Source organism: Oceanicola sp. 502str15 (assembly GCF_024105635.1).
Lineage (GTDB): Bacteria > Pseudomonadota > Alphaproteobacteria > Rhodobacterales > Rhodobacteraceae > Vannielia.
The window spans coordinates 1,329,104-1,350,652 of sequence record NZ_WYDQ01000001.1 but is presented as its reverse complement, the minus strand read 5'-3'; the positions used below and the strand labels follow the sequence as shown (position 1 = coordinate 1,350,652).

Sequence of the window (21,549 nt, the reverse complement as noted above, 5' to 3'; positions counted from 1 at the left end):
CGCGGCGGGGCGTGGGTGGTCCAGCGAAATCAGGCGGTTGCGCGGGTGATCCGGCGCAGGAGTCGCCCGTCGAGCACGATGAGGCCGGCGGCGAGCAGGGCAAAGCCGGCATAGGCGCGGGGGGCGAGGGTTTCGTTCAGCAGCAGGGCGCCGAGCAGGATGGCGACAGGGGCGACCAGAAGGGTGACGAGCATGAGGTTGCCCGAGCCGGCCATGGCGAGCACGCGGTAGTAGAGCATATAGGCGCCGGCGGTGGCGATCAGGGCGATGTAGGCGAGGGCGGCGGTGCCTTCGGGCGTGGCGGGCAGGTCGATGTTGCCTTCGAGCGCGAGGGTCAGCGGAATGAGGATGGCGGCGGCGCAGGAGACCATGCCGGCGGAGGCGGCCAGCGGGGAGAGCCCCTTGAGGCGGGCCCGCGCCCAGGCGCCCGCGCAGGCATAGCTGAGGGTGGCGCCGATCACCGCGATCTGGGCGAGGGAGCGCAGCGAGAGGCCCTGCAGCACGGCGGGGCCGACGGTGACGGCAACGCCCGCAAAACCGAGCAGCACGCCCGCGAGGCGGCGGGTGGAGAGGCGCTCGTCGGCAAAGACCAGCGCGGCGACGATCACGCCCGCAACGGCGGTGAAGGCGTTGAGGATCGAGGTAAGGCCGCTTTCGATGCTGAGTTGGCCCCAGGCGAGCAGGGTGAAGGGGAGGACATTGTTCAGCAGGCCCATGACGGCGAGGGTCGCCCAGAGCCCCCAGCCCCGCGGGATCGCTTCGCCGCGCAGCCAGACCACCAGCCAGAGGGCCACCGCCGCCCAGCCGACCCGGTGACAGACGACCGAGAGCACCGAGACCTCCCGCAGCGCCACGGCGGTGGTCAGGAAGGAGCCGCCCCAGATCAGGCCGAGCAGCAGCATTTCGGCCCATGCCCGGGAGGAGATGTCGGTCGCTTGTTTCATGGGCCGGGTTTAGCGCTGCGCTGACCCGGGGGCGACCCGGAATTTGCGCAAGCTGAAGCGGTGGGGGGCTGAATGCGAGAAGGCCCCGGGCGCGGTGCCCGGGGCCTTCTGGTGGTCTGTGCGGTTCAGGCGCGGATCAGAAGTTGTAGCCCACGCGGAGGCCGACGCCGAAGGCGGTGTTGTCTTCGAAGTTGCCTAGATCGCCGCCGCCAGCGAGGGCGGGGGCTTCGGTGAGTGCATCACCAAGCCAGCTGTAGTTCACTCCACCTGTGATCGTGGCCTTTCCGACCGTGTATCGACCGGCGAGACCGAGGGAAGTGCGGCCATCAGTCGGTCCAAGGTTGCCGGAGTAGCCGCCATTTTGTTTCTCATAGCTAAGGGTCGCAATGCCTGCGAAGTTATCGGTGATGCGACGCGCTACGCCAACTGTGTAGGTGATCGTGTCATTTTCGTAATCGACGAGGGAACCATTGCCGGGAAGGTTCGGCGGGGTAATGTCGAACTCGGACCAGTCTACCCAACGGATCGAGCCGAGAAGGAGCGTGCCTTCGGCGATGCCGGTTTGGGCCTCAAGGTTAAGCGACTGGGGCATCGTGGTTTCGAAAGTGCCTGGAACGCCGCCGAACTCCGTAGAGTTGAATTCGTGAGTGATCGCGGAGTGATAGGTCAACGAAATGCGAGCGGCGATCTCGGGCTTCTCCCAAGCCGCGCCGACAAGGTAGCCGAGTTCGGAGCTTGTCTCTACGCTGAGAGTGTAATTGGCCAGCGGCGGAACCGATACATCCCCACTCACCTGTTGAAAGCGAAGGCCGCCGTACACCGAAAACCCGCTATCGAGCTTGTACTTGGCTATCAGCTTAATTTCGTCGGAGTTTAGGTCGGCATTTGACCCTTCGAACAGGTAGTTGGTGTTTTCGGGATAGTAGACATCGGCACCGTAGGGTTGCTCGAACTGCATGCCAATCGACAAGCGCTCATTCACGTCCGTTTTGAAAGCCATGCCGAACGTCCGATAGCTCGACGTCATATCGCCGGTTGCGAATCCACCATAATTGGCGTCTGCGGTGCCGGACACCTTGGGGCTAACATGGCTGAAACTGAGTTCGCCATACGAGCCCTCTTCGAACATGAAGGCAATGGACTGAGCGCTGCGCTCGATCCCGCCGGCGGAAGCGGCAGTGGCTGTGGCCAGAAGGGCGGCGGCGGCGCTTGTGGTGCGTTTCATTTCGGTCTCCTCCCCGAAGTGTCTTGAGATTGACCCCTTTGTGAGCAGACTGTGATTTCGCGTCAATTTGTTACCCTGCGTCAGAGCACAAAACTCGGCCCGGGTGGCGGGAAAGTCGCAAGAAATGTGTCCTGCGGCACACAGCGTGGGGTGGGGGAGTGATTTAGCGCGCGTTCGCGCGAAGGTTGATGAAATTGGCCGCGAGGATCAGGGCCGCGCCGACGACCACCCAGATATCGAGCGACTCGCCGTAGAAGGCCATGCCAACGAATGCCAGCAGCGGGAGGCGCAGGAAATCCATCGGCATCACGATGGAGGCGGGGGCGAGGGAGAGGGCGCGGGTCAGGCAGAAGTGGGCGGAGAGCCCGGCGACGCCGATCAGCACGGTGAGGGGCAGGGCGGCGGGCGATGGCCAGGCCATGTGACCGTCGTAGAAGCCGCAGATCAGCCCGAAGACGGCCTGCATGGTGGTAATGTAGAACAGGATGCAGAGCACCGAGGCCTGCCGCGTGAGCAGCTTGGTGAAGACCGCCGTGAGGGCAAAGCCCACGGCGGCGGCGGCGGCGGCGGTCAGGCCCGGATCGAGGTTGGCGAAGTCGGGCCGGGCGACGATGAGCACGCCGAGAAAGCCCAGCAGCGCGGTGACGAGCTTGATGACGGTGAAGCGCTCACCGAGAAACAGCGCCGCCAGAAGGATGATCCAGATCGGGGAGGTGAACTCGATCGAGACCACCTGCGCCAGCGGGGCCATGGCGATGGCGAAGAACCAGAGGTTCTGCCCGGCGAAGTGAAAAATGTTGCGGGCAAAATGCAGGTGCAGCTGGCGGGTGGTGATCTGGTGCATCCGGCGCGTCGCCAGCCCGACCATCACGACGATGAGGATGCCGACGAAGCTGCGGTAGGTCATGATCTCGAAGGTATCGAGCTCGCCCGAAACATTGCGACCGGCCACGGCCATCGCCGCGAAGGAGGCGATGGTGCCCAGCATCCAGAGCATCGCGGGCAGCACCGCGTTGGCCTCGGGCGCAGCGCGGGTGCGAAGGGTGGTGCCGGCGGGCGCGAGTTCGCCCGGTGCGGGTTGTTGGCTCACGCCTCGTCCTCGGTGACGGTGAAGTCACGGGTGATCTCGCCGGAGACCTGCCCCCATGTGCTGGCCTTGGTGCGCGCCTGGTGGGCGGCAAAGGCCTCGGGGCTTTCGAAGACTTCGGAGAGGGTCCAGACCAGCGGGTCGTCGGACGGGGCCAGATCGAAGCGGATGTTTCCCGGCTCTGCGCGCGAGAGGCGGATGTGCTCGGGCAGGTGGGTGCGGGCGATTTCTGCCTGTGCCTCATTGGCGCAGACGAGGCGGCCCTCGACGCGGATCTTTCCCATGCTCTTGCTCCTCCCGGGTAACTCGCCGGGAAGGTGGGGCGCGGAGCGGGGAAGGTCAAGCCGGGGGGGGCTATTCGGCGGCGTTGGGAAAGAACAGCTGCTTGCCGTTGGGCGCGAAGGCTTCGATGGCGTCCTGCCCGGCGGGGCCGAGGAGCCATTTGGCAAAGGTCTCGGCCTCGTCGATGCGGGTGGCGGGGCAGGCGGCGGGGCTGACGATGATGACGCCATACTGGTTGAAGAGCTGGGGGTCGCCCTCGACCAGAACCTCGAAGTCGCCCTTGTTGGCGAAGGTGTCCCAGGTGGCGCGGTCGGTGAGCACATAGGCGCCTTGGGCGGTGCCGAGGTTGAGGGTGGCGCCCATGCCGGAGCCGGTTTCCAGATACCATGTGCCAGAAGCGGCCTTGGGGTCGGTGCCGGTCTTGGCCCAGAGGGCCAGCTCGGCCTTGTTGGTGCCCGAATCGTCGGCGCGGGAGGCGAAGGGCGCGGGGACGGCGGCGATGCGGGACAGCGCGGCGGTGATGTCGCTGCCGCGGGTGCCGGCGGGGTCGGCGGCGGGGCCGACGAGGATGAAATCGTTGTACATCAGCGGGTGCCGGGCCAGCCCCTTGCCCTCGGCCACGAAGGCCTCTTCGGCGGCGCGGGCGTGGGTGATGAGCATGTCGCCATCGCAGTTGCCCGCGTTCTTGAGCGCCTGCCCGGTGCCGACGGCAACCACCCGAACGTCGATGCCGGTGGCCTCCTCGAAGATCGGCAGCAGATACTCGTAGAGGCCGGAGTTCTGGGTGGAGGTGGTGCTCTGCACGGTGATGTGCCCCTGCTGCTGGCCGAAGGCGGGCAGGGCGAGGAGGGTGGCGGCGAGGGTGGTGTAGAGGGTGCGGATCACAGGATCAGTCTTCCTTCGAGATAGGCCCGGGCCTCGGGCGAGGCAGGATTGGCAAAGAAACGGGGCGCGGGGGCGTGTTCGACGGCGCGGCCCTCGTGGAGAAACACGACATCGCCGGCGAGGCGCTCGGCCTGGGCGCGGTCGTGGGTGACGAGCACCACCTTCACGCCGCGCCCGGCGGCGCGCAGGGTGATGGCCTCGATCGCGGCGGTGGCCTTGGGGTCGAGCGAGGCAGTGGGCTCATCGAGGAGCAGCAGTGCGGGATCGGCGGCGAGGGCGCGGGCCAGCGCAAGGCGCTGCTGCTCGCCGCCCGAGAGCTTGCGGGCGGGAGAGTCGGCCAGCGCGGTGAGGTCGCATTGCTCCAGCAGCTTGGGAATGCGGGCGGCGCGGGCGGCGCGGGGCAGGCCCGCGAGCTTGAGCGCATGGGCAAGGTTGGCGCGGGCGGAGCGGCGCAGCAGCACCGGCTTTTGAAACACCAGCGCGGGCCGCAACAGGCGGGGCGCCAGCGAGACCTCGCCCGCATCGGGCGGGATGATCCCGGCGATGGCGCGCAGCAGCAGGCTCTTGCCCGCGCCGTTGGGGCCGAGCAGCGCGGTGATGCCGGTGCCCGAGAGCGCAAGATCGACCCCGCGCAGCAGTGCCCGCCCGCCGCGTGAGAGGTGCAGCCCCTGAACGGCGATGCCCGGTTCGGCCCCGCGCGGCTCGGGGCGCGAGAGCGGGATGACGCGGCGCTCAGCCATGGGCCGGCTCCCCGATGCGTTGGCGCAGGCCCATCAGCAGGGCGTTGATCGCCAGCGAGGCCAGCAGCAGCACCAGCCCGAGGGCCAGCGCGAGGGCGAGGTCGCCGCGGGAGGTTTCGAGCGCGATGGCGGTTGTCATCACGCGGGTCAGATGGTCGATGTTGCCGCCGACGATCATGACCGCCCCGACCTCGGCCATGGCGCGGCCAAGCCCGGCGAGGGCCGCCGTGACCAGCGCGGGCCGGGCCTCCCAGAGCAGGGTGGCCATGGCCTGGGCGCGAGTGGCGCGCAGGGCGCGGAGGGTTTCGGAAAACTCGGCGTCGAGATCGGCCACCACCTGGCGCGTGAGCGCCGCGACGATGGGCGTGACCAGCACCACCTGGGCGATGACCATGGCGGTGGGTGTGTAGAGCAGGCCGAGCACCCCGAGCGGCCCGGCGCGCGACAGCATCATGTAAAGCACCAGCCCCACCACCACCGGCGGCAGCCCCATGGCAGAGGACACCACCAGCGACAGCGCCCCGCGTCCGCGAAACCGCCCCACGGCCAGCAGCGCCCCGAGCGGAAAGCCGATGGCGCAGGCGATCAGGACCGCGAGGCCCGTGACCTGCACGGAGAGCGCGACGATTTCGAGAAAATCGGCATCCGCCCGGACAATCAGCCCGGCCGCCTCAGAGATGGCCTCGCGGAATGCAGACATGACGGCAGGCCCCTCCCAAGGCGGCTCGGGCGCAGTCTAGGGCGGAATCGGGGGCGGCGGAAACCAGACTTTCGACTCTGTTGCGCGATTGAGCGACAGAGCCGGGGGCGGAGTGCGCAAAAGAAAAGGGGCGGCGCAGATGCACCGCCCCCTCAGAGGGAAATTCTTTGCTCGGGATCAGAAGTTGTAGCTGAGGCCGAGGCTGAAGGTGTCGTGCGAGACGTCGGCACCGGCGGTGTTGCCGAAATCGTCGAACTGGTGGTTCAGGTACTCGCCGCGCACGCTGATCGCTTCGGTGGCGGCATATTCGAGGCCGGCACCCAGCACGTAGCCGTCGCCGCTTTCACCATCGGCGGTGAGGTTGGCAAAGCCGGCGGTGGCGTAGGGCAGGAAGGAGCCTGCATCATAGCCGAGGCGGCCTTTCAGCATCCATTCGTCGGCGTCGACATCGCCAGCCGCGGAGTTCAGCGACAGCGAGCTGTAGGCCAGTTCACCACCGTAAACGAGGTTGCCGTTGTCCCAGAGATAGCCGCCGTAGAGGCCGTAGTTGTCGTTGACGTCGAAATCGGTGGTGGCACCCGCGTTGTCGACTTCACCGCTACCGGTGCCGAACGACAGACCCGCGTAGCCGCCGGACCAGTCACGGCCCAGATCAACGGCGGGGGGAGGGGTGGTGATGACTTCTTCGATCACCGGCTCATCCAAGTTGCCTGCAAACGCCGGAAGCGCGAGGAGGGCGGGGAGGGCTGCTGCTACGATTGTCTTTCTCATGTCTCAATCCTTGTGGTCGGTCCTATTGGACTCGTGGTCTCTGTCCTCTTGGACTTGAGCCCATACAACGGCCGGCACAAGGTTTCCGTTCCTCAGAATGTCATCTCGCTGAGTCACGCTTTCGGGAGGGCTCTGTGACGGGGGCGTGAGCGCGACGAGGCCGCAAGGCGCTCGGGCCCCGAGGCGGGGCGCGATGCTTGCAGAACAAGGGGGGGAAGTGGCGGAGAGACAGGGATTCGAACCCTGGGTGGGCTTGCACCCACAACGGTTTTCGAGACCGCCCCGTTCGACCACTCCGGCACCTCTCCGCGATCCCTGTGGTCTCAGGTGGCGCGGATGTATAAGAGCGCGGCGGGCGGCGCAACCCCTTTGCGCGAGGTGGGGCGCGATGGCCTGTGGTGAGGCTTCCCGACAACCCGCGCCCCCGAAATGCACCGCCCCGATTGACCTGAGCGCCGCCTGAGATATCAGTGCCCTTGCAGGTGGGGGCCTGGCTGGTGTTCTAGCGCTGGGAGGCGCCCTGTATCATGAAGGTCATCATTCTTGGCGGCGACGGCTTTTGTGGCTGGCCCAATGCGCTGCATCTTTCAGCCCGTGGACATGATGTCATCATCGTCGACAACCTGAGCCGCCGGAAGATCGACATCGAACTGGAGGTCGACAGCCTCACGCCGATCCGCCCCATTGGCGAGCGCATCCGGGTCTGGAAGGAGCTGACGGGCCGGGAGATCGGGTTTCACGATTTCACCGTGGGCGAGCATTACCACCGGCTGCTGACGCTGTTTCAGGACGAAAAGCCTGATGCGGTGATCCATTTTGCCGAGCAGCGCGCCGCGCCCTATTCGATGAAATCCAGCGCCCACAAGCGCTACACGGTGAACAACAACCTCAACGCCACCAATGATGTGCTCTCGGCCATCGTGGAGAGCGGGCAGGACATTCACCTCGTTCACCTCGGCACGATGGGCGTTTACGGCTATGGCACGGCGGGGATGAAAATTCCGGAGGGCTACCTGAAGATCTCGGTGGATACCGCCAACGGCCCGAGCGAGCAGGAAATTCTCTATCCGGCCAACCCCGGCTCGATCTACCACATGACCAAGACGCAGGATCAGCTGTTCTTCTACTTCTACAACAAGAACGACGGGGTGAAGATCACCGACCTGCATCAGGGCATTGTCTGGGGCACCCAGACCGAGGAGACCCGCAAGGACGAGCGGCTGATCAACCGGTTCGACTACGACGGCGATTATGGCACGGTGCTGAACCGCTTCGTGATGCAGGCGGCGGTGGATTACCCGATGACGGTGCATGGCACGGGGGGGCAGACGCGGGCCTTCATCCATATTCAGGACACCTGCCGCTGCATCGAGCTGGCCCTGAAGAACCCGCCGGGCGACGGCGAGCGGGTGAACATCCTCAACCAGATGACCGAAACCCACCGTGTGCGCGACCTTGCGCAGATGCTGCATGAGCAGATGGGGGCGGAGATTGCCTATCTGGAGAACCCGCGGCAGGAAGCGCCGGAGAACGACCTGCACGTGGCGAACGACCGCTTTCTGGGCATGGGGCTGGAGCCGATCACGCTGGAGGCTGGGATGCTGGAGGAAGTCCGCGACATTGCCCGCAAATACGCCGGGCGCTGCGACCTCAGCAAAATCCCCTGCGTCTCGCTCTGGAAGAGTTGATCGGCTTTGACTGTGCCGCGGCGGCGATTTTCGTTAGTTCTGCTTCAAAATGATGGGATTGCCTTGGAAACGAGGGCGCAAACGCCTATTCCAGTGCAATACGCACCGCCATTGGAGCTGACTGTATTATGATCCGCCTTTCACATGCCCTTTCAGCCGCCTTGCTGGCTGCCCTGTCCCTTTCGGGGAGCGGGCAGGCCCTTTGGGCGGAAGCCGGGGCAGGGGGTGGCGCGCCGCAGAGCGAGGCCGCCACCGCGGCCCCGCTGGGCGAGGCCGAGACGCAGGCCCTGATGGTGGCACTCGGGATGGATCGGCTGATGCCGATCCTGCGCGACGAGGGCCTTGCCTATTCGACCGCGCTGGAGCGCGAGCTGTTTCCGGGGGCCGGTGGGAAGGCCTGGGCGGATCTGGTGAGCGAGATCTATGCCACCGATCGGCTGGAACGGGTGATGGCGCGCCGCTTTGCCGCCGAGATGGCGGGCGTCGACGTGGCGCCGCTGATGGCGTTCTTCGACAGTGACCGCGGCCGGCGGATCGTGGGGCTCGAGATCTCGGCCCGTGCGGCCCTGCTCGACGACACGGTCGAGCAGATGAGCCGTGATGCCTTCAGCGAAATGCGGGGCGAGGACAGCCCGAGGCTGGACCTGTTGCGGGCCTATATCGAGAGCAACGACCTGGTGGAGACCAATATCGCCGGGGCGCTGAACTCGAATTTCGCCTTCTACCAGGGGCTCGCCGCGGGCGGGGCCCTGCCGCCGGAGATGAGCGAAGAGGAAATGCTGCGCGACGTCTGGATGCAGGAGCCCGACATTCGGGAAGAGACTGAAACCTGGGTCTGGTCCTACCTCGCTATGGCCTATGAGCCGCTGGAGGATGCCGATATCGAGGCCTATACCGCCCTGTCGCAGACCCCGGAGGGGCGAGCGCTGAACCGCGCGATCTTTGCTGGGTTCGACGAGCTCTTTGCCGATATCTCCCGCGATCTGGGGTTGGCCGCCTCGCGCTTCATGGTGAGCGAGGATATCTGAGCGCCGCCTGCCGTGCGCAGGGCGTCCGGACGGGTCGGCGTGCGGGGGGCATTTGCAGGGGCATTTCTCCTTGACAGAAAGCCCTTTCCGCCCGATAAGCCGCGCTCTACCCGCAAGCCGGGTGGAAATCAGACGTAACAAGGCCCATTTGAAGGGCACGCTGTTCGAGGTGGCCGCAAGGCTGGCAACACCCCGCGAAGGGGGACCGCAGGAACGCGAAAGAGTAAGGAAAACAAGATGTTTGCGGTTATGAAAACCGGCGGCAAGCAATACAAGGTGACGAGCGGCGATGTGCTGCGCGTCGAGAAGCTGGCCGCAGAGGCGGGTGAAACCGTCCAGTTCAACGAGATTCTCATGGTTGGTGCGACGATCGGGTCTCCGATGGTTGACGGTGCTGCCGTGCAGGCCGAAGTGATCGACCAGATCAAGGGCGAAAAGGTCATCCACTTCGTCAAGCGCCGCCGTAAGCACGGCTCCAAGCGCACCAAGGGCCACCGCCAGCAGCTCACCCTGCTGCGCGTCACCGACATCCTCGAGAAGGGTGCCGACAAGTCCGGCGTGAAGGCCGCGATCGGGGCCGGCTCGGTTTCGGGTGCTGCCGTGGCTGCTGCCGTGAAGGACGCGCCGAAGAAGGCCGCCAAGAAAGCCGAAGAGAAGCCCGCCGCCAAGAAGGCCGAGGCTCCGAAGGAAGAAAAGAAAGCCGCACCCAAGAAGGCCGCCAAGGCCGAGGGTGGCGACGATCTCAAGCAGCTCTCGGGTGTTGGCCCGGCGCTTGAGAAGAAACTGCACGAAGCGGGCGTGACCACTTTCGCCCAGATCGCTGCCTGGACCGATGCCGATATTGCCGAGATGGACGAAAAGCTTTCGTTCAAGGGCCGTATCGAGCGTGAGGGCTGGGTTGCACAGGCCAAAGATCTGGCTTGAGCCGAGAAGGAGTAGAGACAGATGGCACATAAAAAAGCAGGCGGTTCATCCCGTAACGGTCGCGACTCTGCGGGTCGTCGCCTTGGCGTGAAGAAGTTCGGCGGCGAAGCCGTGATCCCGGGCAACATCATCGTGCGGCAGCGCGGCACCAAGTGGTGGCCGGGCGAGGGCGTGGGTCTTGGCAAGGATCACACCATCTTTGCGACCTCCGAGGGTGCTGTGAAGTTCCACAAGGGCATCAAGGGCCGCACCTTCATTTCGGTTCTCCCGGTGGCGGAGGCCGCTGAGTAAGCCGAACCCGAAGCGAAATCACATTTCCGGGGGGGACGGCAAAGGCCGATCCCCCCCGCTGCGTTTTTGGGCCATTGTAGGTCCGGCGGCGAGGGAAGGGGGCCCGAACCGCCAGCCGGGAAACCGGCGAACCGGAGGAGTAACGAAAGATGCAACAGGACCGTATTTCCGGCCAACCCGTCATCACGGCCGAGAGGGTGACACTGCGCCCGCTCCAGCCGAGCGATGCCGGGCTCATCACCCTTTACGCCAGCGACGAGCGCGTGGCCCGTGCCACCCGTCACCTGCCGCACCCGCTGCCGCCCGGTACCGCCGAGGCCTTCATTCGTGGCTCCCACGCCGAGGAGCGGCGCGAGGATGTCTGGGCGATCGACGGCACCGCTGCCGGCATGGGTGAACTCGTGGGCATCGTGGCACTGGCGCGGATGGAGGCCGAAAAAGGCCGCCAGCAAAGCGAGGTGCGCTACTGGGTGGCGCCCGCGATGTGGAACACCGGCCTTGCCTCGGAAGCCGTGGCGGCCGTGGTCGAGGCCAATCCGCAGGGCGCGGACACGCTGTTTGCAGAAGTCTTTCAGGACAACCCGGCCTCGGCGCGGGTGCTGACCAATGCCGGCTTTGAGTACCTCGGCGATGCCGAGGCTTTCTCTGTCAGCCGCGGGGGCACCGTGCCGACCTGGACCTACCTCAAGAAGCTGGGCTGAAGGATGGAGGCGGAGCGGCTCGATCTCACGAGCGAGCGGCTCCGGTTGCGCCCCCTCGTGCCAGGCGATGCGCCGCGGCTTGCGCGCTTTGGTGGCGTGCCCGAGGTGGCGCGGATGATGCTGACGTTTCAGGCGCCATGGCCCGAAGAGGCGGCGCTGCGCTGGATCGAGGCTGCCGCCTACAAGGGGCGGCCCGGCTTCAAGCTGGCCATCGAGGAGCGCGACAGCCCCGGGCTGATCGGCATGATCGGCCTCGGGCCGGACCCTGCGACGCTGATGTATTTCATCGCCGCAGACTATGCCGGGCGTGGCTATGCCGGCGAGGCGGGCCGATTGCTGCTGGGCTGGGCTTTCGAGCGGTTCGGGCTGGAAAGCGTGGAGGCCGACCACTTTGACGACAACCCTGCATCCGGCCGGATCTTGCGGCGTTTGGGCTTTGTGCAGATCGGCAATGCCAACGGCACCAACCCGCTGAGGCTTGAGCCCGAGCCCATGACCCTATATCGCCTGACGCGACACGCTTTCGAGGCAACGCAATGCAATTCCTAGATCTGGCCAAAGTTTACATCCGCTCCGGCGCGGGGGGGAACGGCTGCGTGTCGTTCCGCAAGGAGAAGTTCATCGAGTACGGTGGCCCGAACGGCGGCGACGGGGGCACCGGCGGCGATGTGATTGCCGAGGCGGTGAGCAACCTCAACACGCTGATCGACTTTCGCTACCAGCAGCACTTCTTTGCCAAGAACGGCCAGCCGGGCATGGGCAACCAGCGCACCGGCGCCGATGGCAAGGATATCATCCTGCGGGTGCCGGTGGGCACCGAGATCCTCGAGGAAGACGAGGAGACGGTGCTGGTCGACCTCACCGAAGAGGGCCAGCGCGTGGTGCTGGCCAAGGGCGGCAACGGCGGTTTTGGCAACCTGCACTTCAAGAGCGCCACCAACCAGGCACCGCGCCGCGCCAACCCCGGCCAGCCTGCCGTTGAGCGCACGATCTGGCTGCGGCTGAAACTGATTGCCGATGCGGGCCTGCTGGGCCTGCCGAATGCGGGCAAGAGCACCTTTCTGGCGGCGACGTCCAACGCCCGGCCGAAGATTGCGGATTACCCGTTTACCACGCTGCACCCCAACCTCGGGGTCGTGGGCGTGGACGGGCACGAGTTTGTCATGGCCGATATTCCGGGGCTGATCGAGGGCGCCCATGAGGGGCGCGGTATTGGCGACAGGTTTCTGGGCCATGTGGAGCGTTGCGCGGTGCTGTTGCACCTTGTCGATGGCACCTCGGAGTCGGTGGCCGATGACTACCTGACCATCACCCACGAGCTCGAGATGTATGGCGGCCACCTTGCCGACAAGCCGCGCATTCTGGCGCTGAACAAGGTGGATGCGCTCACGGCCGAGGAGCGGGCGGAGAAGCAGGCCGAGTTGCAGGAGGCTGCGGGGCAGCGGCCCTTCCAGATTTCCGGCGTGGCGGGCGAGGGCATTCAGGACGTGCTGCGGGCGCTGCGGGCGACCATCCAGCGGGGCCGGAAGGCGGAGGCCGCCGAGAACGACCCGGACGAGGGCGAGACGTGGCAACCCTGAGCGACGCCCGGCGGCTGGTTGTAAAGATCGGCTCGGCGCTGCTGGTCGACCGGGGCACGGGCGCGCTGCGACAGGAATGGCTGGTGGCGCTGGCGGAAGACATTGCGGCGCTGCGGGCGCGGGGCTGCGAGGTTTTGCTGGTGTCGTCGGGCTCGATCGCGCTGGGGCGCGGGGTGCTGGGCCTCGGCCTTGCCGAGCTGGCGCTGGAGCAGAGCCAGGCGGCGGCGGCGGTGGGGCAGATCCGGCTGGCGCGGGCCTATGAGGAGGTGCTTGCGCCCCATGGCATGAAGGCCGCGCAAGTGCTGCTGACGCTGGAAGACAGCGCTTCGCGGCGGCGCTACCTGAACACGCGGGCGACGCTGGAAACCCTACTTTCGCTTGGCGTGCTGCCCATCGTCAATGAGAACGACACGGTGGCGACCGACGAGATCCGCTTTGGTGACAACGACCGGCTTGCGGCGCAGGTGGCTGTGACGGTGGGGGCCGACACGCTGGTGCTGCTCAGCGACGTTGACGGGCTTTACACCGGCAATCCTGCTGTCGATCCGGCGGCCGAGCGCTTTGACGTGGTGGAGGAGATCACCCCCGAGATCGAGGCGATGGCGGGCGATGCGGGTTCCGGCCTGTCGCGGGGCGGCATGAAGACAAAGGTGATGGCCGCCCGCACGGCCACGCAGGCGGGCTGCGCCATGGCGATCACGCACGGCTTTGCGCTGAACCCGCTCCGGCGGCTGGAAGAGGGCGCAAATGCCACCTGGTTCACCGCCCAGACCACACCGCAGGCCGCCCGCAAGGGCTGGATCGGCTCGATGAAGCCGCGTGGCACGGTGCGGGTCGATGCCGGCGCGGCCAAGGCGCTGATTGCGGGCAAGTCGCTGCTGCCCGCCGGGGTTCGTGGCGTTGACGGGGCCTTTCTGCGGGGCGATCCGGTGGAGATTGTCGGGCCCGAGGGACACCTCGGGCAGGGGCTGGTGCGATACACGGCGACGGAGGCCGGGGTGATCGCCGGGCATCATTCGGACGAGATCGAGGCGCTGCTGGGCTATCCGGGCCGGGCGGCCCTGATCCACCGGGACGATATGGCGCTCTAGCGGTGCAACGGCCTCGACCCGTGGGGCAGGCTGTAGGATTGGTGAAACCCACCATCGGGTTCAGGCTCCGGCGAGGGCCGTTTCAAGATCTCCGTAGCCGGTGAAGCGCCGCTCGAAGGTGAGGCCCAGCGTTTCGGCGTGGGTCTTTGCCAGTTCCGTCAGCGCCGGGTCATCCGTTTGTGCCTGATAGACCAGCTTTTCGTAATGGCCGAAGTACATCTCCTTCAGCTCGGGGTGCTTGTCGAACTTCAGCGGCTTGGTCACGAAGGCATCGAACTGACGGACGAGGAAATCGGTGAGGTAGAAGGCGGTGATCTCGTCGTCATGGGCGGCGAAGTCGGCGTTGCCCTCGAAGAAGCTGTAGCAATGGGGGCCGGGGACCATCTCGACGCCGAGATCCTTGCAGCGCGCTTCCAGGAGGCCGCCGGTGCCGCAATCGGCGTAGACCACGTAGATCCGTTCAAAGGCGTCGCGGTGCTTGTGGACGACGGCTTCCACGGCATCGGGGATGCCTTCGGGGCGGTTGTGGAGGATGGCGGGCAGGCAGGTGAGGGCCATGTGGCTCCACCCGTTCTGCTCGATGAGCGCCAGGATCTCGCGCGCGAGCGCACCGCAGGCGATGAGCAGCAGTTCGCCTCGGCCCTCCGGCGCCAGCCCGGCCTCGGTGAGTTTGCTGTCGCTGGGAAGTTTCATGGTCGTCCTCGCGGAATCGAATTGACCGCGGTCATATTTAGCTGCACGAAGCGGGAATGACAGAGCCAGTTCAACGCCGCGCCCGTGCCACGCGGGCCAACCTGATCGCCGCCGCCGAAAGCATCGTGAGCCGGGAGGGCTTTGGTGCCCTGCGGGTGGAACAGGTGGTGAAGTCCGCCGGGGTGGCGAAGGGCACGTTCTTTACCCATTTCGCGGACAAGGACGTGCTGATGGAGCAGCTCGTGGCCAAGCGCATCTCGCGCCTGCTCGACGCGTTGCAGACCGCGCGCCGGCCCAACAGCGCCAAGGGGCTGGCGGCGACGCTCGGCCCGATCGTGCAGCTGCTGACCTGCGAGCGATATGTGTTTGACCTTGTTCAACGTGCCTCTCTCGCGGATGGCCCGATTGCCGAAGCGCTCTCGCGGCTCGATATCATCCTGACCGGGTGGTTCGGCGGGCTTTTCGGGGCGCCGCCCTTCCGCACCGATCTGCCACCGAAGGTGATGGCGGAAGGGATCCGGGCCTTTACGCTCATGGCCATGGCCCGCCATGTGGCCCGGCCCGGAAAGCAGACCGATCCGGGCAAGGCTCTGGCGACCCATGTCGAGGCCTTTCTGATGGCGCCGGGCTGACCAGGCTGCGGTTCAGCCCGCCATCTGGTTGTGCTTGCGGGCGATGAACTGCTTGGCGGTTTCCACCGTCACGGCGGCATCGCGGCAATAGGCATCGGCGCCGATGGCCTTGCCGAACTCTTCGTTCAGGGGCGCACCGCCGACCAGCACGATGTAGTCATCTCGCATGCCTTGCTCGACCAGCGCGTCGATAACCACCTTCATGTAGGGCATGGTGGTGGTGAGCAGGGCGGACATGCCGAGGATGTCGGCCTCTTCGGACTTGAGCGCTGCGAGGTAATCCTCGACCGGGTTGTTGATGCCGAGGTCGACCACTTCGAAGCCGGCGCCTTCCATCATCATCGAGACGAGGTTCTTGCCGATGTCGTGGATGTCGCCCTTGACGGTGCCGATGACCATCTTGCCCATGCGCGGCGCGCCGGTCTCGACCAGCAGCGGCTTGAGGATGCCCATCCCGGCCTTCATTGCGTTGGCGGCCAGCAGAACCTCGGGTACGAAGAGGATGCCATCGCGGAAGTCGTCGCCCACCACTTTCATGCCGGCCACGAGGGCCTTGGTGAGAATGTCGTAAGGGGTCCAGCCGCGTTCGAGCAGGATGTTCACGCCCTCTTCGATTTCCTCCTTGAGGCCATCGTAGAGGTCATCGTGCATCTGGGCGGTCAGATCCTCGTCGGAGAGTTCCGAAAGGATGATGTCGTCTTCGTCATCCGCAGACATGGGCGTTTCCTTTGTGGGGCCGGTCTAGGGCCTCTTGCGGTTCTTACTATTCTGCCATTGCCGGATTGTCGCGCCGGCACTTTCCGATTTGCGACATGGCACAGGCATTTGCCGACTTATAGCGGGGATTTGCGTCAGAGTGGCGCGAAAAATATGCATGAAGGTCATGCAGTTCTTTCAAATGTTCCGCAAATGTTCTATATTCGCGGGGTGTAGCGAGGTGTGGCCATGGGATTTGAGGAAAATGCAACAGGCGGATGGGAGGTGCCGGGGCATCGGCGGCGGGGCCGGGCGGCGCTTTCGAATGTGGCAAACCGGTTTGACGCCTACGCGGTGGAGCGTGCGGATGACGGCTGGGAGAGCGGGGCGGAGGCCGATCTGCCGCCTCTGCGCACCGAAGTTGCGCTCGAGAACCCGCGCCGGATCATCAGCCGCAACAGCTCGCCCGACCTGAGTTTCGACCGTTCGGTGAACGCCTATCGTGGCTGCGAGCATGGCTGCATCTACTGTTTTGCCCGCCCGACCCATGCCTATCTCGGCTACTCTCCGGGCCTCGATTTCGAAACCCGGCTGGTTGCCAAGCCCAATGCGCCCGAGCGGCTGGCGGCGGAGCTGCGCAGCCCGTCCTACAAGGTGGCGCCGATCGCGATGGGCACCAACACCGACCCCTATCAGCCGATCGAGCGGACCCATCGGATAACCCGGCAGATGCTCGAGGTGCTGCGGGCCCACAACCACCCGGTCGGGATTGTCACCAAGGGCAGTCTGATCGAGCGCGATCTGGATATTCTGGGCGACATGGGCTGGGAAGGGCTGGCGCGGGTGGGCATTTCGATTACCACGCTGGATGCGGGTCTGGCGCGCAAGATGGAGCCGCGGGTTCCGAGCCCGGCGCGGCGGTTGAAGATGATCGAGCGCCTGGCGGGGGCCGGGGTGCAGGTGCGGGTGATGGCTTCGCCGATGATCCCGGGGCTGACCGACCACGAGATGGAAAAGATCCTGGAGGCGGCGCGGGATGCGGGCGCGGTGGCGGCGAGCTACATCGTGCTGCGGTTGCCGCGGGAGGTGTCTCCGCTGTTTCGCGACTGGCTGGAGGCGGCGGTTCCCGAGCGGGCGAGCCGGGTGATGGCGCGGGTGCGCGAGATGCACGGCGGGCGCGACTACGACCCGGAGTGGGGGCGGCGGATGAAGGGGCAGGGCACCCATGCGGCCCTGCTCTCGCATCGTTTCGAGGTTGCCAGCAGGCGGTTGGGGCTGAAGCGGAACCTGCCTGCGCTGCGTTGCGACCTGTTTCGTGTTCCGCCCGCGCCGGGCGATCAGTTGAGCCTGTTCTGACGATGGCCGGGTTTGACGTGAGAGCCGCCGTGGAGGCGGATCTGTCCGCGCTGGCGGATCTTTGGCACGCGGGGTGGCATGATGCCCATGCCGAGATTCTGCCTCCCGATCTGGGCGCCATCCGCACCCGGGCGCATCTGGCGGACCGGCTTGTTGCGGCCCGTGCGTCGCTCAGGGTTGCCGGGCCGGAAGGCGCGCCTTTGGGCTTTCATATCTGTCACGGCGACGAGCTGGACCAGTTCTACGTGGCGGCGCAGGCGCGGGGCACGGGGCTCGCAGCGGCGATGTTGCGCGATGCCGAGGCGTGCATTGCGGCGACGGGCGCGCGGCAGGCCTGGTTGGCCTGTGCGATCGGCAATCTCCGGGCCAGCCGGTTTTATGCCCGGGAGGGCTGGGAACGGGCCGAGACGCGCGAGGTCGAGCTGGCCGGGGCAGAGGCGGGGGAGCCCTATGCCCTGACCGTCTGGATCCATCGCAAGGTGCTCGGCTGAACCGGCCTCAGCTGCGGCGACGGCCGCGGCGCTGGCGCTCGGGGGCGGGTTCGTCGCCGGTGCCGTCTGAGGCCGAGGAGAAGCCGCCGAGTTTCTGGGCGATCTCTTCGAGCGTGGGGGCGGCGGCGGCGGGGCGGGTATCGAGCGCCTCGCGCATGGCTGCGAGATGCTCGGGCGTGGTGCCGCAGCAGCCACCGATGATGCGGGCGCCGAGGTCGCGGGCCATGCAGGCGTAATCTGCCATCAGCTCGGGCGTGCCGTCGTAGTGGATGTGGCCATCGACGTATTTCGGGATGCCGGCGTTGCCCTTGGAGATGACGGGGATCTCCGGGCCTTCGGCGAGAAAGCCCTTGACGGTGCGCAGCAGGTCGGAGCTGCCGACGCCGCAGTTGGCACCGAAGGCCAGCGGGGGCGTGGGCAGCTTGCTGACCATTTTCACCATATCGGCGGAGGTGACACCCATCATGGTGCGGCCTGCGGTGTCGAAGCTCATGGTGCCGACCCAGGGCATGCCGGCCATGGCGCAGGCGTCGGCGGCGGCCTTGTATTCTTCCGGGGCGGAGATGGTTTCGACCCAGAGCACATCGGCCCCGCCTTCCTTCAGGCCCTCGGCCTGTTCGTGGAACATCTCGACCGCGTCCTCATGGCTGAGGGTGCCGATGGAGCCCATGATCTCGCCGGTCGGGCCCATGGAGCCGGCCACGACCACGGTGCGCCCGGCCCTGTCGGCCACTTCGCGGCCGATTTCGGCGGAGAGGCGGTTGAGTTCGCGCACGCGGTCCTGAGCGTTGTGCAGCTTCAGGCGGGAGGCGTTGCCGCCGAAGCTGTTGGTGAGGAACAGGTCGGAGCCGGCGTCGACCGGGCCCTGATAGAGCGCGGCGATGCGCTCGGGGTGTTCGTCGTTCCAGAGTTCGGGGGCATCGCCCGACTGCAGTCCCATGTTGAAGAGCGTGGTGCCGGTGGCGCCATCGGTCAGGAGATAGGGGCGTTCAGCGAGCAGGGTGGAGAGGGCGTTGGACATGGGGCCTCCGAAAATGGGTTGGCCGGTGGGTGCCACAGGCGGGGGCAGGGCGCAACGCCGAATGCTGCATCACGTTATGAGGCTGCCGCGACGCGGGAGCGCGATGGCGCAGTGTCGGGACGGGTGCGGGGGGCTCAGGAGGCGCGGCGCAGCGGCTCGGCGTCGGGGCGCTCGGGCAGATGGCGCGGTGCGTGCTGCTCGGGCGCGGCATGTTCGGGGCCAAGCGCGGGCAGGGGCCGGGGGTGGGCGATGCGGCGGGCGATGTCGACGGCGGCGAAGGCGAGGGCGAGGCGGGTGGGGGCGGTGAGGTAGAGCCGTTCCCAGCGCGGGGCGAAACAGGCCTTGAATTGGCGCAGGCCGGAGCCGCCCGTGGCGGTGTCGAGCTTTCTGCGCAGGAGGGTGAAGAGGGCGGGCTCCCCGGCGGTTTCGCCCTCGGCGTTGCCGTCGGTTGAGGCGCTCAGGGGCACGGCGGCGAGGGAGAACCGGCGGCATCCCCGTGCGGCGGCGTCTTCGATGGCGCGGAGAACGAGAGCGTGCATCGTGCCGTCGGGCGCGCCTTGGCTGCTCCCGCCGTCATCGGGACGGGTGCGCATGAGGTCGAGCACCCATTCGCGGGTCGAAACATGAAAGGTGGCGAACCCGAGGATGCGGCCCTGGTGACGGGCGACGTAGCGGTGCTGGTGGCCGATGTAGACCGGGCAGAAGCGCCCCATCGAGAAGCCCCTTGCGCCGCCGCGACTGGCTTCCCAGGCGGCGGAGACCTCGGCCATTTCGGTAGCGATAGCGGGGCTGGGTGGACCGACCTCGCGAGTGATCTCGATACCGGCCTTTTCGGCGCGCCGCAGCTTGCGTCGCAATTGGCGGTGGTCGGGACTGTCGATCGAGAAGGTTGCCGGCTCCAGCACCGCCTCTTCGGCCACCGGCAGCAGGCGAAACCCGGCGCGGCGGGCGGTGGCGGCGAGGCGCGGACCGGCCTTGTAGATGACCGGGGCGAGGCCGCGGGCCTTCGCCTCTGCCTGAAGGGCTGCAAGCCAGTGGCGGCGCTCGCCCCAGGGGCCGAAGGGCGCCCCGAGGGCCACGAGAGCGGATCCGGTGGGGCCGGCAGCCCAGCCGCCGCTGGCATCGGGCGCCTGAAGCCAGCCCAGCTCGCCCTGCCGGATCAACCCGGACTCGGCCCGGCGTGCGGTGGCGAGGTGCCAGCCCAGATCGGGCGAGGGCGGATTGCCGGCGCGGTGGAAGGTGGGGCGGCAGGTGGCGCGTTCCCTGCGCTCCTGGCGCAGGGTGGCGAGGCCGCGCATCGGCCCTGCCGCCGCGGCCAGAAGCCCAAGGCCCGCAGGCAGCGCGTAGTAGACCAGCCGGAAGCCGAGGATGGCACAGGAGAGCGCCGCGCCGTCGACCTGCGCCAGCAGCACCAGCAGGGTTGCCTCGAACGGGCCGGCCCCGCCCGGCGTGCCCCCCATGATGCCTGCCCCGAGCGCGAGCAGGAAGGCGGGCAGCAGGGTGAGGTAGGCCAACTCGGCTCCCGGCGGCAGCAGCAGCCAGAAGGCGAGCGCGGCGGCGGCACAGTCGAGCGCGGCGAAGAGGGTGATGCGGGTGGCGAGCCAGATCGAGGGCAGGCGCGGCAGGCGCGACAGCCCGCCCCAGTAGGGCGGCCAGAGGCAGAGCGCGAGGATGAAACCGCCGAGGCAGAGCCCCGCGAGCCCCACGACCTCTGCGAAGGGGAAGGCGGAGGGCAGTACGAGCAGGCAGAGGGAGGTGAAGAGCCCCCAGCCGGCGAGGAACGAGAGCGCCACGGCGGCCGTGACCCCGAGCGCTCGGGCAAGGCCGAGCCCCGGCAACATGCGCCAGCGCAGCAGCGCCCCGATGATGAGCCCGAAGCCGGTGGACTGGCTGACGGCGATTGCGGTGACACCGGCGCCTTGCACGGCATCCTCGTTCTGTCCGGTCGCGAGCCAGCGGTGAATGGCCTGGTCATAGCGCCCGAGTGCCCAGAAGCTGACCGCGGTCATGCACAAGGCGCCGACCCATCGGTTGCCGGGCAAATCGGAGAGTTGCGCCCAGCCGGCGGCAAGATCGAGCCCCTGCAACCAGCCCGCCAGAACGGGAAGAAGGGCGAGCACGCCGAGGATAGGCAGGCCCTGACGCAGCACCAATCGGCCGAGCCCCGCCTGTTTCAACGTGCCTGCGGCCCGACGCAGCCCGTGTGATACCTTGCCCATTGCGCCTCCTGCTGAGGTGACTTGCGCAAGGGCTATCAGCCGCGAGTGACCAATCGCTTAACCGCCCCTCCAAAAACAGAAATGGCCGGGCAGAGCCGGCCATTTGCGAGGGTCGTAAGGGGGAAAGCTCAGCTTTCCTGCATCAGCTGGGCCTTGGCCTCGGCCATCAGTGCCTTCATCTGGGCGCGGATCGTGGCCTCGTCGGCCAGATCGCCGAGATCGCCTGCAACCTTGCGATACACGTCTTCGTCGCCCGCTTCTTCGAAGTCGGCCTTCACCACTTCCTTGGCATAGTCGAGCGCGTCATCGCCGGATTTGCTCAGCAGGCCCGCCGCCCAGAGACCGAGCAGCTTGTTGCGACGGGCTTCCGCCTTGAATTGCATCTCGGCGTCATGGGCGAACTTGTTTTCAAAGGCGTTTTCGCGGTCGTCGAAACTGGACATGGGGGCCTCCCGATTGGAACTGTTGCCTCTATGTAAGGGGCAGGTGCGGCGATGGGAAGGC

The 21,549-nt window shown here is 66.8% G+C and carries 24 protein-coding genes and 1 tRNA gene; 11 read left to right on the top strand and 14 right to left on the bottom strand.

Annotated elements, in window-relative coordinates:
* Positions 1–29 precede the first annotated feature (29 nt).
* From GTH22_RS06450 to GTH22_RS06410, 9 genes are all read right to left on the bottom strand, one after another.
* Positions 30–944, bottom strand: a complete 915-nt coding sequence (locus GTH22_RS06450) for a DMT family transporter (RefSeq protein WP_252944042.1) — start codon at positions 942–944, stop codon at positions 30–32.
* Between the two features lie 136 nt (positions 945–1,080).
* The gene (locus tag GTH22_RS06445; RefSeq protein WP_252944040.1) at positions 1,081–2,169 is read right to left on the bottom strand and encodes an OmpP1/FadL family transporter; all 1,089 of its coding nucleotides are present in this window, start codon (positions 2,167–2,169) and stop codon (positions 1,081–1,083) included.
* Positions 2,170–2,332: 163 nt separating this feature from the next.
* Positions 2,333–3,166: a DMT family transporter gene (locus tag GTH22_RS06440; protein WP_252947590.1), complete on the bottom strand. Its 834-nt coding sequence runs from the start codon at positions 3,164–3,166 to the stop codon at positions 2,333–2,335.
* Between the two features lie 89 nt (positions 3,167–3,255).
* Entirely contained in the window at positions 3,256–3,540 is a 285-nt protein-coding gene (locus GTH22_RS06435; protein WP_252944039.1) for a putative quinol monooxygenase, read from the bottom strand.
* Between the two features lie 70 nt (positions 3,541–3,610).
* The gene (locus GTH22_RS06430; RefSeq protein ID WP_371928324.1) at positions 3,611–4,423 is read right to left on the bottom strand and encodes a substrate-binding domain-containing protein; all 813 of its coding nucleotides are present in this window, start codon (positions 4,421–4,423) and stop codon (positions 3,611–3,613) included.
* Positions 4,420–5,163, bottom strand: a complete 744-nt coding sequence (locus tag GTH22_RS06425; protein WP_252944037.1) for an ATP-binding cassette domain-containing protein — start codon at positions 5,161–5,163, stop codon at positions 4,420–4,422. The genes GTH22_RS06430 and GTH22_RS06425 overlap by 4 nt, the downstream gene beginning before the upstream one ends.
* Complete coding sequence (locus tag GTH22_RS06420; RefSeq protein WP_252944035.1) at positions 5,156–5,863, bottom strand: ABC transporter permease; 708 nt, start codon at positions 5,861–5,863, stop codon at positions 5,156–5,158. Before GTH22_RS06420 ends, GTH22_RS06425 begins: the two co-directional genes overlap by 8 nt.
* A gap of 177 nt (positions 5,864–6,040) precedes the next feature.
* Positions 6,041–6,634, bottom strand: a complete 594-nt coding sequence (locus GTH22_RS06415) for an outer membrane protein (protein ID WP_252944032.1) — start codon at positions 6,632–6,634, stop codon at positions 6,041–6,043.
* Between the two features lie 218 nt (positions 6,635–6,852).
* Positions 6,853–6,942 (bottom strand) — tRNA-Ser (locus GTH22_RS06410).
* Between the two features lie 219 nt (positions 6,943–7,161).
* Here GTH22_RS06410 and GTH22_RS06405 point away from each other — a divergent pair.
* The 8 genes from GTH22_RS06405 to proB all read left to right on the top strand — a co-directional run bounded on the left by GTH22_RS06405 (position 7,162) and on the right by proB (position 13,937).
* The gene (locus GTH22_RS06405; protein WP_252944031.1) at positions 7,162–8,322 is read left to right on the top strand and encodes an NAD-dependent epimerase/dehydratase family protein; all 1,161 of its coding nucleotides are present in this window, start codon (positions 7,162–7,164) and stop codon (positions 8,320–8,322) included.
* A gap of 161 nt (positions 8,323–8,483) precedes the next feature.
* The gene (locus GTH22_RS06400; protein ID WP_252944029.1) at positions 8,484–9,350 is read left to right on the top strand and encodes a DUF2059 domain-containing protein; all 867 of its coding nucleotides are present in this window, start codon (positions 8,484–8,486) and stop codon (positions 9,348–9,350) included.
* Positions 9,351–9,587: 237 nt separating this feature from the next.
* A complete protein-coding gene (locus GTH22_RS06395) occupies positions 9,588–10,274 on the top strand; it encodes a 50S ribosomal protein L21 (RefSeq protein ID WP_252944028.1) in 687 nt (228 codons plus the stop codon).
* 21 nt (positions 10,275–10,295) lie between these two features.
* Complete coding sequence (gene rpmA, locus GTH22_RS06390; RefSeq protein ID WP_252944026.1) at positions 10,296–10,565, top strand: 50S ribosomal protein L27; 270 nt, start codon at positions 10,296–10,298, stop codon at positions 10,563–10,565.
* A gap of 149 nt (positions 10,566–10,714) precedes the next feature.
* Positions 10,715–11,266: a GNAT family N-acetyltransferase gene (locus GTH22_RS06385; RefSeq protein WP_252944024.1), complete on the top strand. Its 552-nt coding sequence runs from the start codon at positions 10,715–10,717 to the stop codon at positions 11,264–11,266.
* 3 nt (positions 11,267–11,269) lie between these two features.
* The gene (locus GTH22_RS06380; protein ID WP_252944022.1) at positions 11,270–11,815 is read left to right on the top strand and encodes a GNAT family N-acetyltransferase; all 546 of its coding nucleotides are present in this window, start codon (positions 11,270–11,272) and stop codon (positions 11,813–11,815) included.
* Positions 11,803–12,846 carry a GTPase ObgE gene (gene obgE, locus GTH22_RS06375; RefSeq protein ID WP_252944019.1) on the top strand — a complete coding sequence of 348 codons (1,044 nt, stop codon included), beginning with the start codon at positions 11,803–11,805 and terminating at the stop codon, positions 12,844–12,846. The genes GTH22_RS06380 and obgE overlap by 13 nt, the downstream gene beginning before the upstream one ends.
* On the top strand, positions 12,834–13,937 hold the full coding sequence (gene proB / locus GTH22_RS06370; protein WP_252944018.1) for a glutamate 5-kinase: 1,104 nt from the start codon (positions 12,834–12,836) through the stop codon (positions 13,935–13,937). Before obgE ends, proB begins: the two co-directional genes overlap by 13 nt.
* A gap of 60 nt (positions 13,938–13,997) precedes the next feature.
* On the opposite strand, the gene GTH22_RS06365 is transcribed toward proB, so the two are convergent.
* A complete protein-coding gene (locus GTH22_RS06365; protein WP_252944017.1) occupies positions 13,998–14,630 on the bottom strand; it encodes a DUF1638 domain-containing protein in 633 nt (210 codons plus the stop codon).
* A 56-nt stretch (positions 14,631–14,686) separates the two neighbouring features.
* Here GTH22_RS06365 and GTH22_RS06360 point away from each other — a divergent pair, with 56 nt between their 5' ends.
* Positions 14,687–15,262 carry a TetR/AcrR family transcriptional regulator gene (locus tag GTH22_RS06360; protein WP_252944015.1) on the top strand — a complete coding sequence of 192 codons (576 nt, stop codon included), beginning with the start codon at positions 14,687–14,689 and terminating at the stop codon, positions 15,260–15,262.
* A 12-nt stretch (positions 15,263–15,274) separates the two neighbouring features.
* Here GTH22_RS06360 and GTH22_RS06355 read toward each other — a convergent pair whose 3' ends face one another.
* Positions 15,275–15,979, bottom strand: a complete 705-nt coding sequence (locus tag GTH22_RS06355; RefSeq protein ID WP_252944014.1) for a B12-binding domain-containing protein — start codon at positions 15,977–15,979, stop codon at positions 15,275–15,277.
* Between the two features lie 228 nt (positions 15,980–16,207).
* Here GTH22_RS06355 and GTH22_RS06350 point away from each other — a divergent pair, with 228 nt between their 5' ends.
* Together GTH22_RS06350 and GTH22_RS06345 are read left to right on the top strand one after the other, a co-directional pair.
* Positions 16,208–17,314 (top strand): PA0069 family radical SAM protein, encoded by a 1,107-nt coding sequence (locus GTH22_RS06350; RefSeq protein WP_252944012.1) that lies wholly within the window; start codon positions 16,208–16,210, stop codon positions 17,312–17,314.
* Between the two features lie 2 nt (positions 17,315–17,316).
* On the top strand, positions 17,317–17,805 hold the full coding sequence (locus GTH22_RS06345) for a GNAT family N-acetyltransferase (RefSeq protein ID WP_252944010.1): 489 nt from the start codon (positions 17,317–17,319) through the stop codon (positions 17,803–17,805).
* A 7-nt stretch (positions 17,806–17,812) separates the two neighbouring features.
* On the opposite strand, the gene bmt is transcribed toward GTH22_RS06345, so the two are convergent.
* From bmt to GTH22_RS06330, 3 genes are all read right to left on the bottom strand, one after another.
* A complete protein-coding gene (gene bmt, locus GTH22_RS06340) occupies positions 17,813–18,826 on the bottom strand; it encodes a betaine--homocysteine S-methyltransferase (protein WP_252944008.1) in 1,014 nt (337 codons plus the stop codon).
* Between the two features lie 134 nt (positions 18,827–18,960).
* Positions 18,961–21,045 (bottom strand): bifunctional lysylphosphatidylglycerol flippase/synthetase MprF, encoded by a 2,085-nt coding sequence (locus GTH22_RS06335; RefSeq protein ID WP_252944006.1) that lies wholly within the window; start codon positions 21,043–21,045, stop codon positions 18,961–18,963.
* A 128-nt stretch (positions 21,046–21,173) separates the two neighbouring features.
* Positions 21,174–21,488, bottom strand: coding sequence for a DUF1476 domain-containing protein (locus GTH22_RS06330; protein ID WP_252944004.1), 315 nt, complete (start codon positions 21,486–21,488; stop codon positions 21,174–21,176).
* Positions 21,489–21,549: the final 61 nt, after the last annotated feature.

Excerpts from the sequence above, each read along its gene's own strand:
- GTH22_RS06395 (WP_252944028.1), top strand. The coding sequence starts at position 9,588 with ATGTTTGCGGTTATGAAAACCGGCGGCAAGCAATACAAGGTGACGAGC.
- GTH22_RS06405 (WP_252944031.1), top strand. The coding sequence starts at position 7,162 with ATGAAGGTCATCATTCTTGGCGGCGACGGCTTTTGTGGCTGGCCCAAT.
- GTH22_RS06425 (WP_252944037.1), bottom strand. The coding sequence starts at position 5,163 with ATGGCTGAGCGCCGCGTCATCCCGCTCTCGCGCCCCGAGCCGCGCGGG.
- bmt (WP_252944008.1), bottom strand. The coding sequence starts at position 18,826 with ATGTCCAACGCCCTCTCCACCCTGCTCGCTGAACGCCCCTATCTCCTG.
- GTH22_RS06360 (WP_252944015.1), top strand. The coding sequence starts at position 14,687 with ATGACAGAGCCAGTTCAACGCCGCGCCCGTGCCACGCGGGCCAACCTG.
- GTH22_RS06420 (WP_252944035.1), bottom strand. The coding sequence starts at position 5,863 with ATGTCTGCATTCCGCGAGGCCATCTCTGAGGCGGCCGGGCTGATTGTC.
- GTH22_RS06350 (WP_252944012.1), top strand. The coding sequence starts at position 16,208 with ATGGGATTTGAGGAAAATGCAACAGGCGGATGGGAGGTGCCGGGGCAT.
- GTH22_RS06415 (WP_252944032.1), bottom strand. The coding sequence starts at position 6,634 with ATGAGAAAGACAATCGTAGCAGCAGCCCTCCCCGCCCTCCTCGCGCTT.
- GTH22_RS06435 (WP_252944039.1), bottom strand. The coding sequence starts at position 3,540 with ATGGGAAAGATCCGCGTCGAGGGCCGCCTCGTCTGCGCCAATGAGGCA.
- GTH22_RS06330 (WP_252944004.1), bottom strand. The coding sequence starts at position 21,488 with ATGTCCAGTTTCGACGACCGCGAAAACGCCTTTGAAAACAAGTTCGCC.
- GTH22_RS06380 (WP_252944022.1), top strand. The coding sequence starts at position 11,270 with ATGGAGGCGGAGCGGCTCGATCTCACGAGCGAGCGGCTCCGGTTGCGC.
- GTH22_RS06335 (WP_252944006.1), bottom strand. The coding sequence starts at position 21,045 with ATGGGCAAGGTATCACACGGGCTGCGTCGGGCCGCAGGCACGTTGAAA.
- GTH22_RS06385 (WP_252944024.1), top strand. The coding sequence starts at position 10,715 with ATGCAACAGGACCGTATTTCCGGCCAACCCGTCATCACGGCCGAGAGG.
- GTH22_RS06355 (WP_252944014.1), bottom strand. The coding sequence starts at position 15,979 with ATGTCTGCGGATGACGAAGACGACATCATCCTTTCGGAACTCTCCGAC.
- GTH22_RS06440 (WP_252947590.1), bottom strand. The coding sequence starts at position 3,166 with ATGCTCTGGATGCTGGGCACCATCGCCTCCTTCGCGGCGATGGCCGTG.
- GTH22_RS06345 (WP_252944010.1), top strand. The coding sequence starts at position 17,317 with ATGGCCGGGTTTGACGTGAGAGCCGCCGTGGAGGCGGATCTGTCCGCG.
- rpmA (WP_252944026.1), top strand. The coding sequence starts at position 10,296 with ATGGCACATAAAAAAGCAGGCGGTTCATCCCGTAACGGTCGCGACTCT.
- GTH22_RS06450 (WP_252944042.1), bottom strand. The coding sequence starts at position 944 with ATGAAACAAGCGACCGACATCTCCTCCCGGGCATGGGCCGAAATGCTG.
- GTH22_RS06445 (WP_252944040.1), bottom strand. The coding sequence starts at position 2,169 with ATGAAACGCACCACAAGCGCCGCCGCCGCCCTTCTGGCCACAGCCACT.
- GTH22_RS06365 (WP_252944017.1), bottom strand. The coding sequence starts at position 14,630 with ATGAAACTTCCCAGCGACAGCAAACTCACCGAGGCCGGGCTGGCGCCG.
- obgE (WP_252944019.1), top strand. The coding sequence starts at position 11,803 with ATGCAATTCCTAGATCTGGCCAAAGTTTACATCCGCTCCGGCGCGGGG.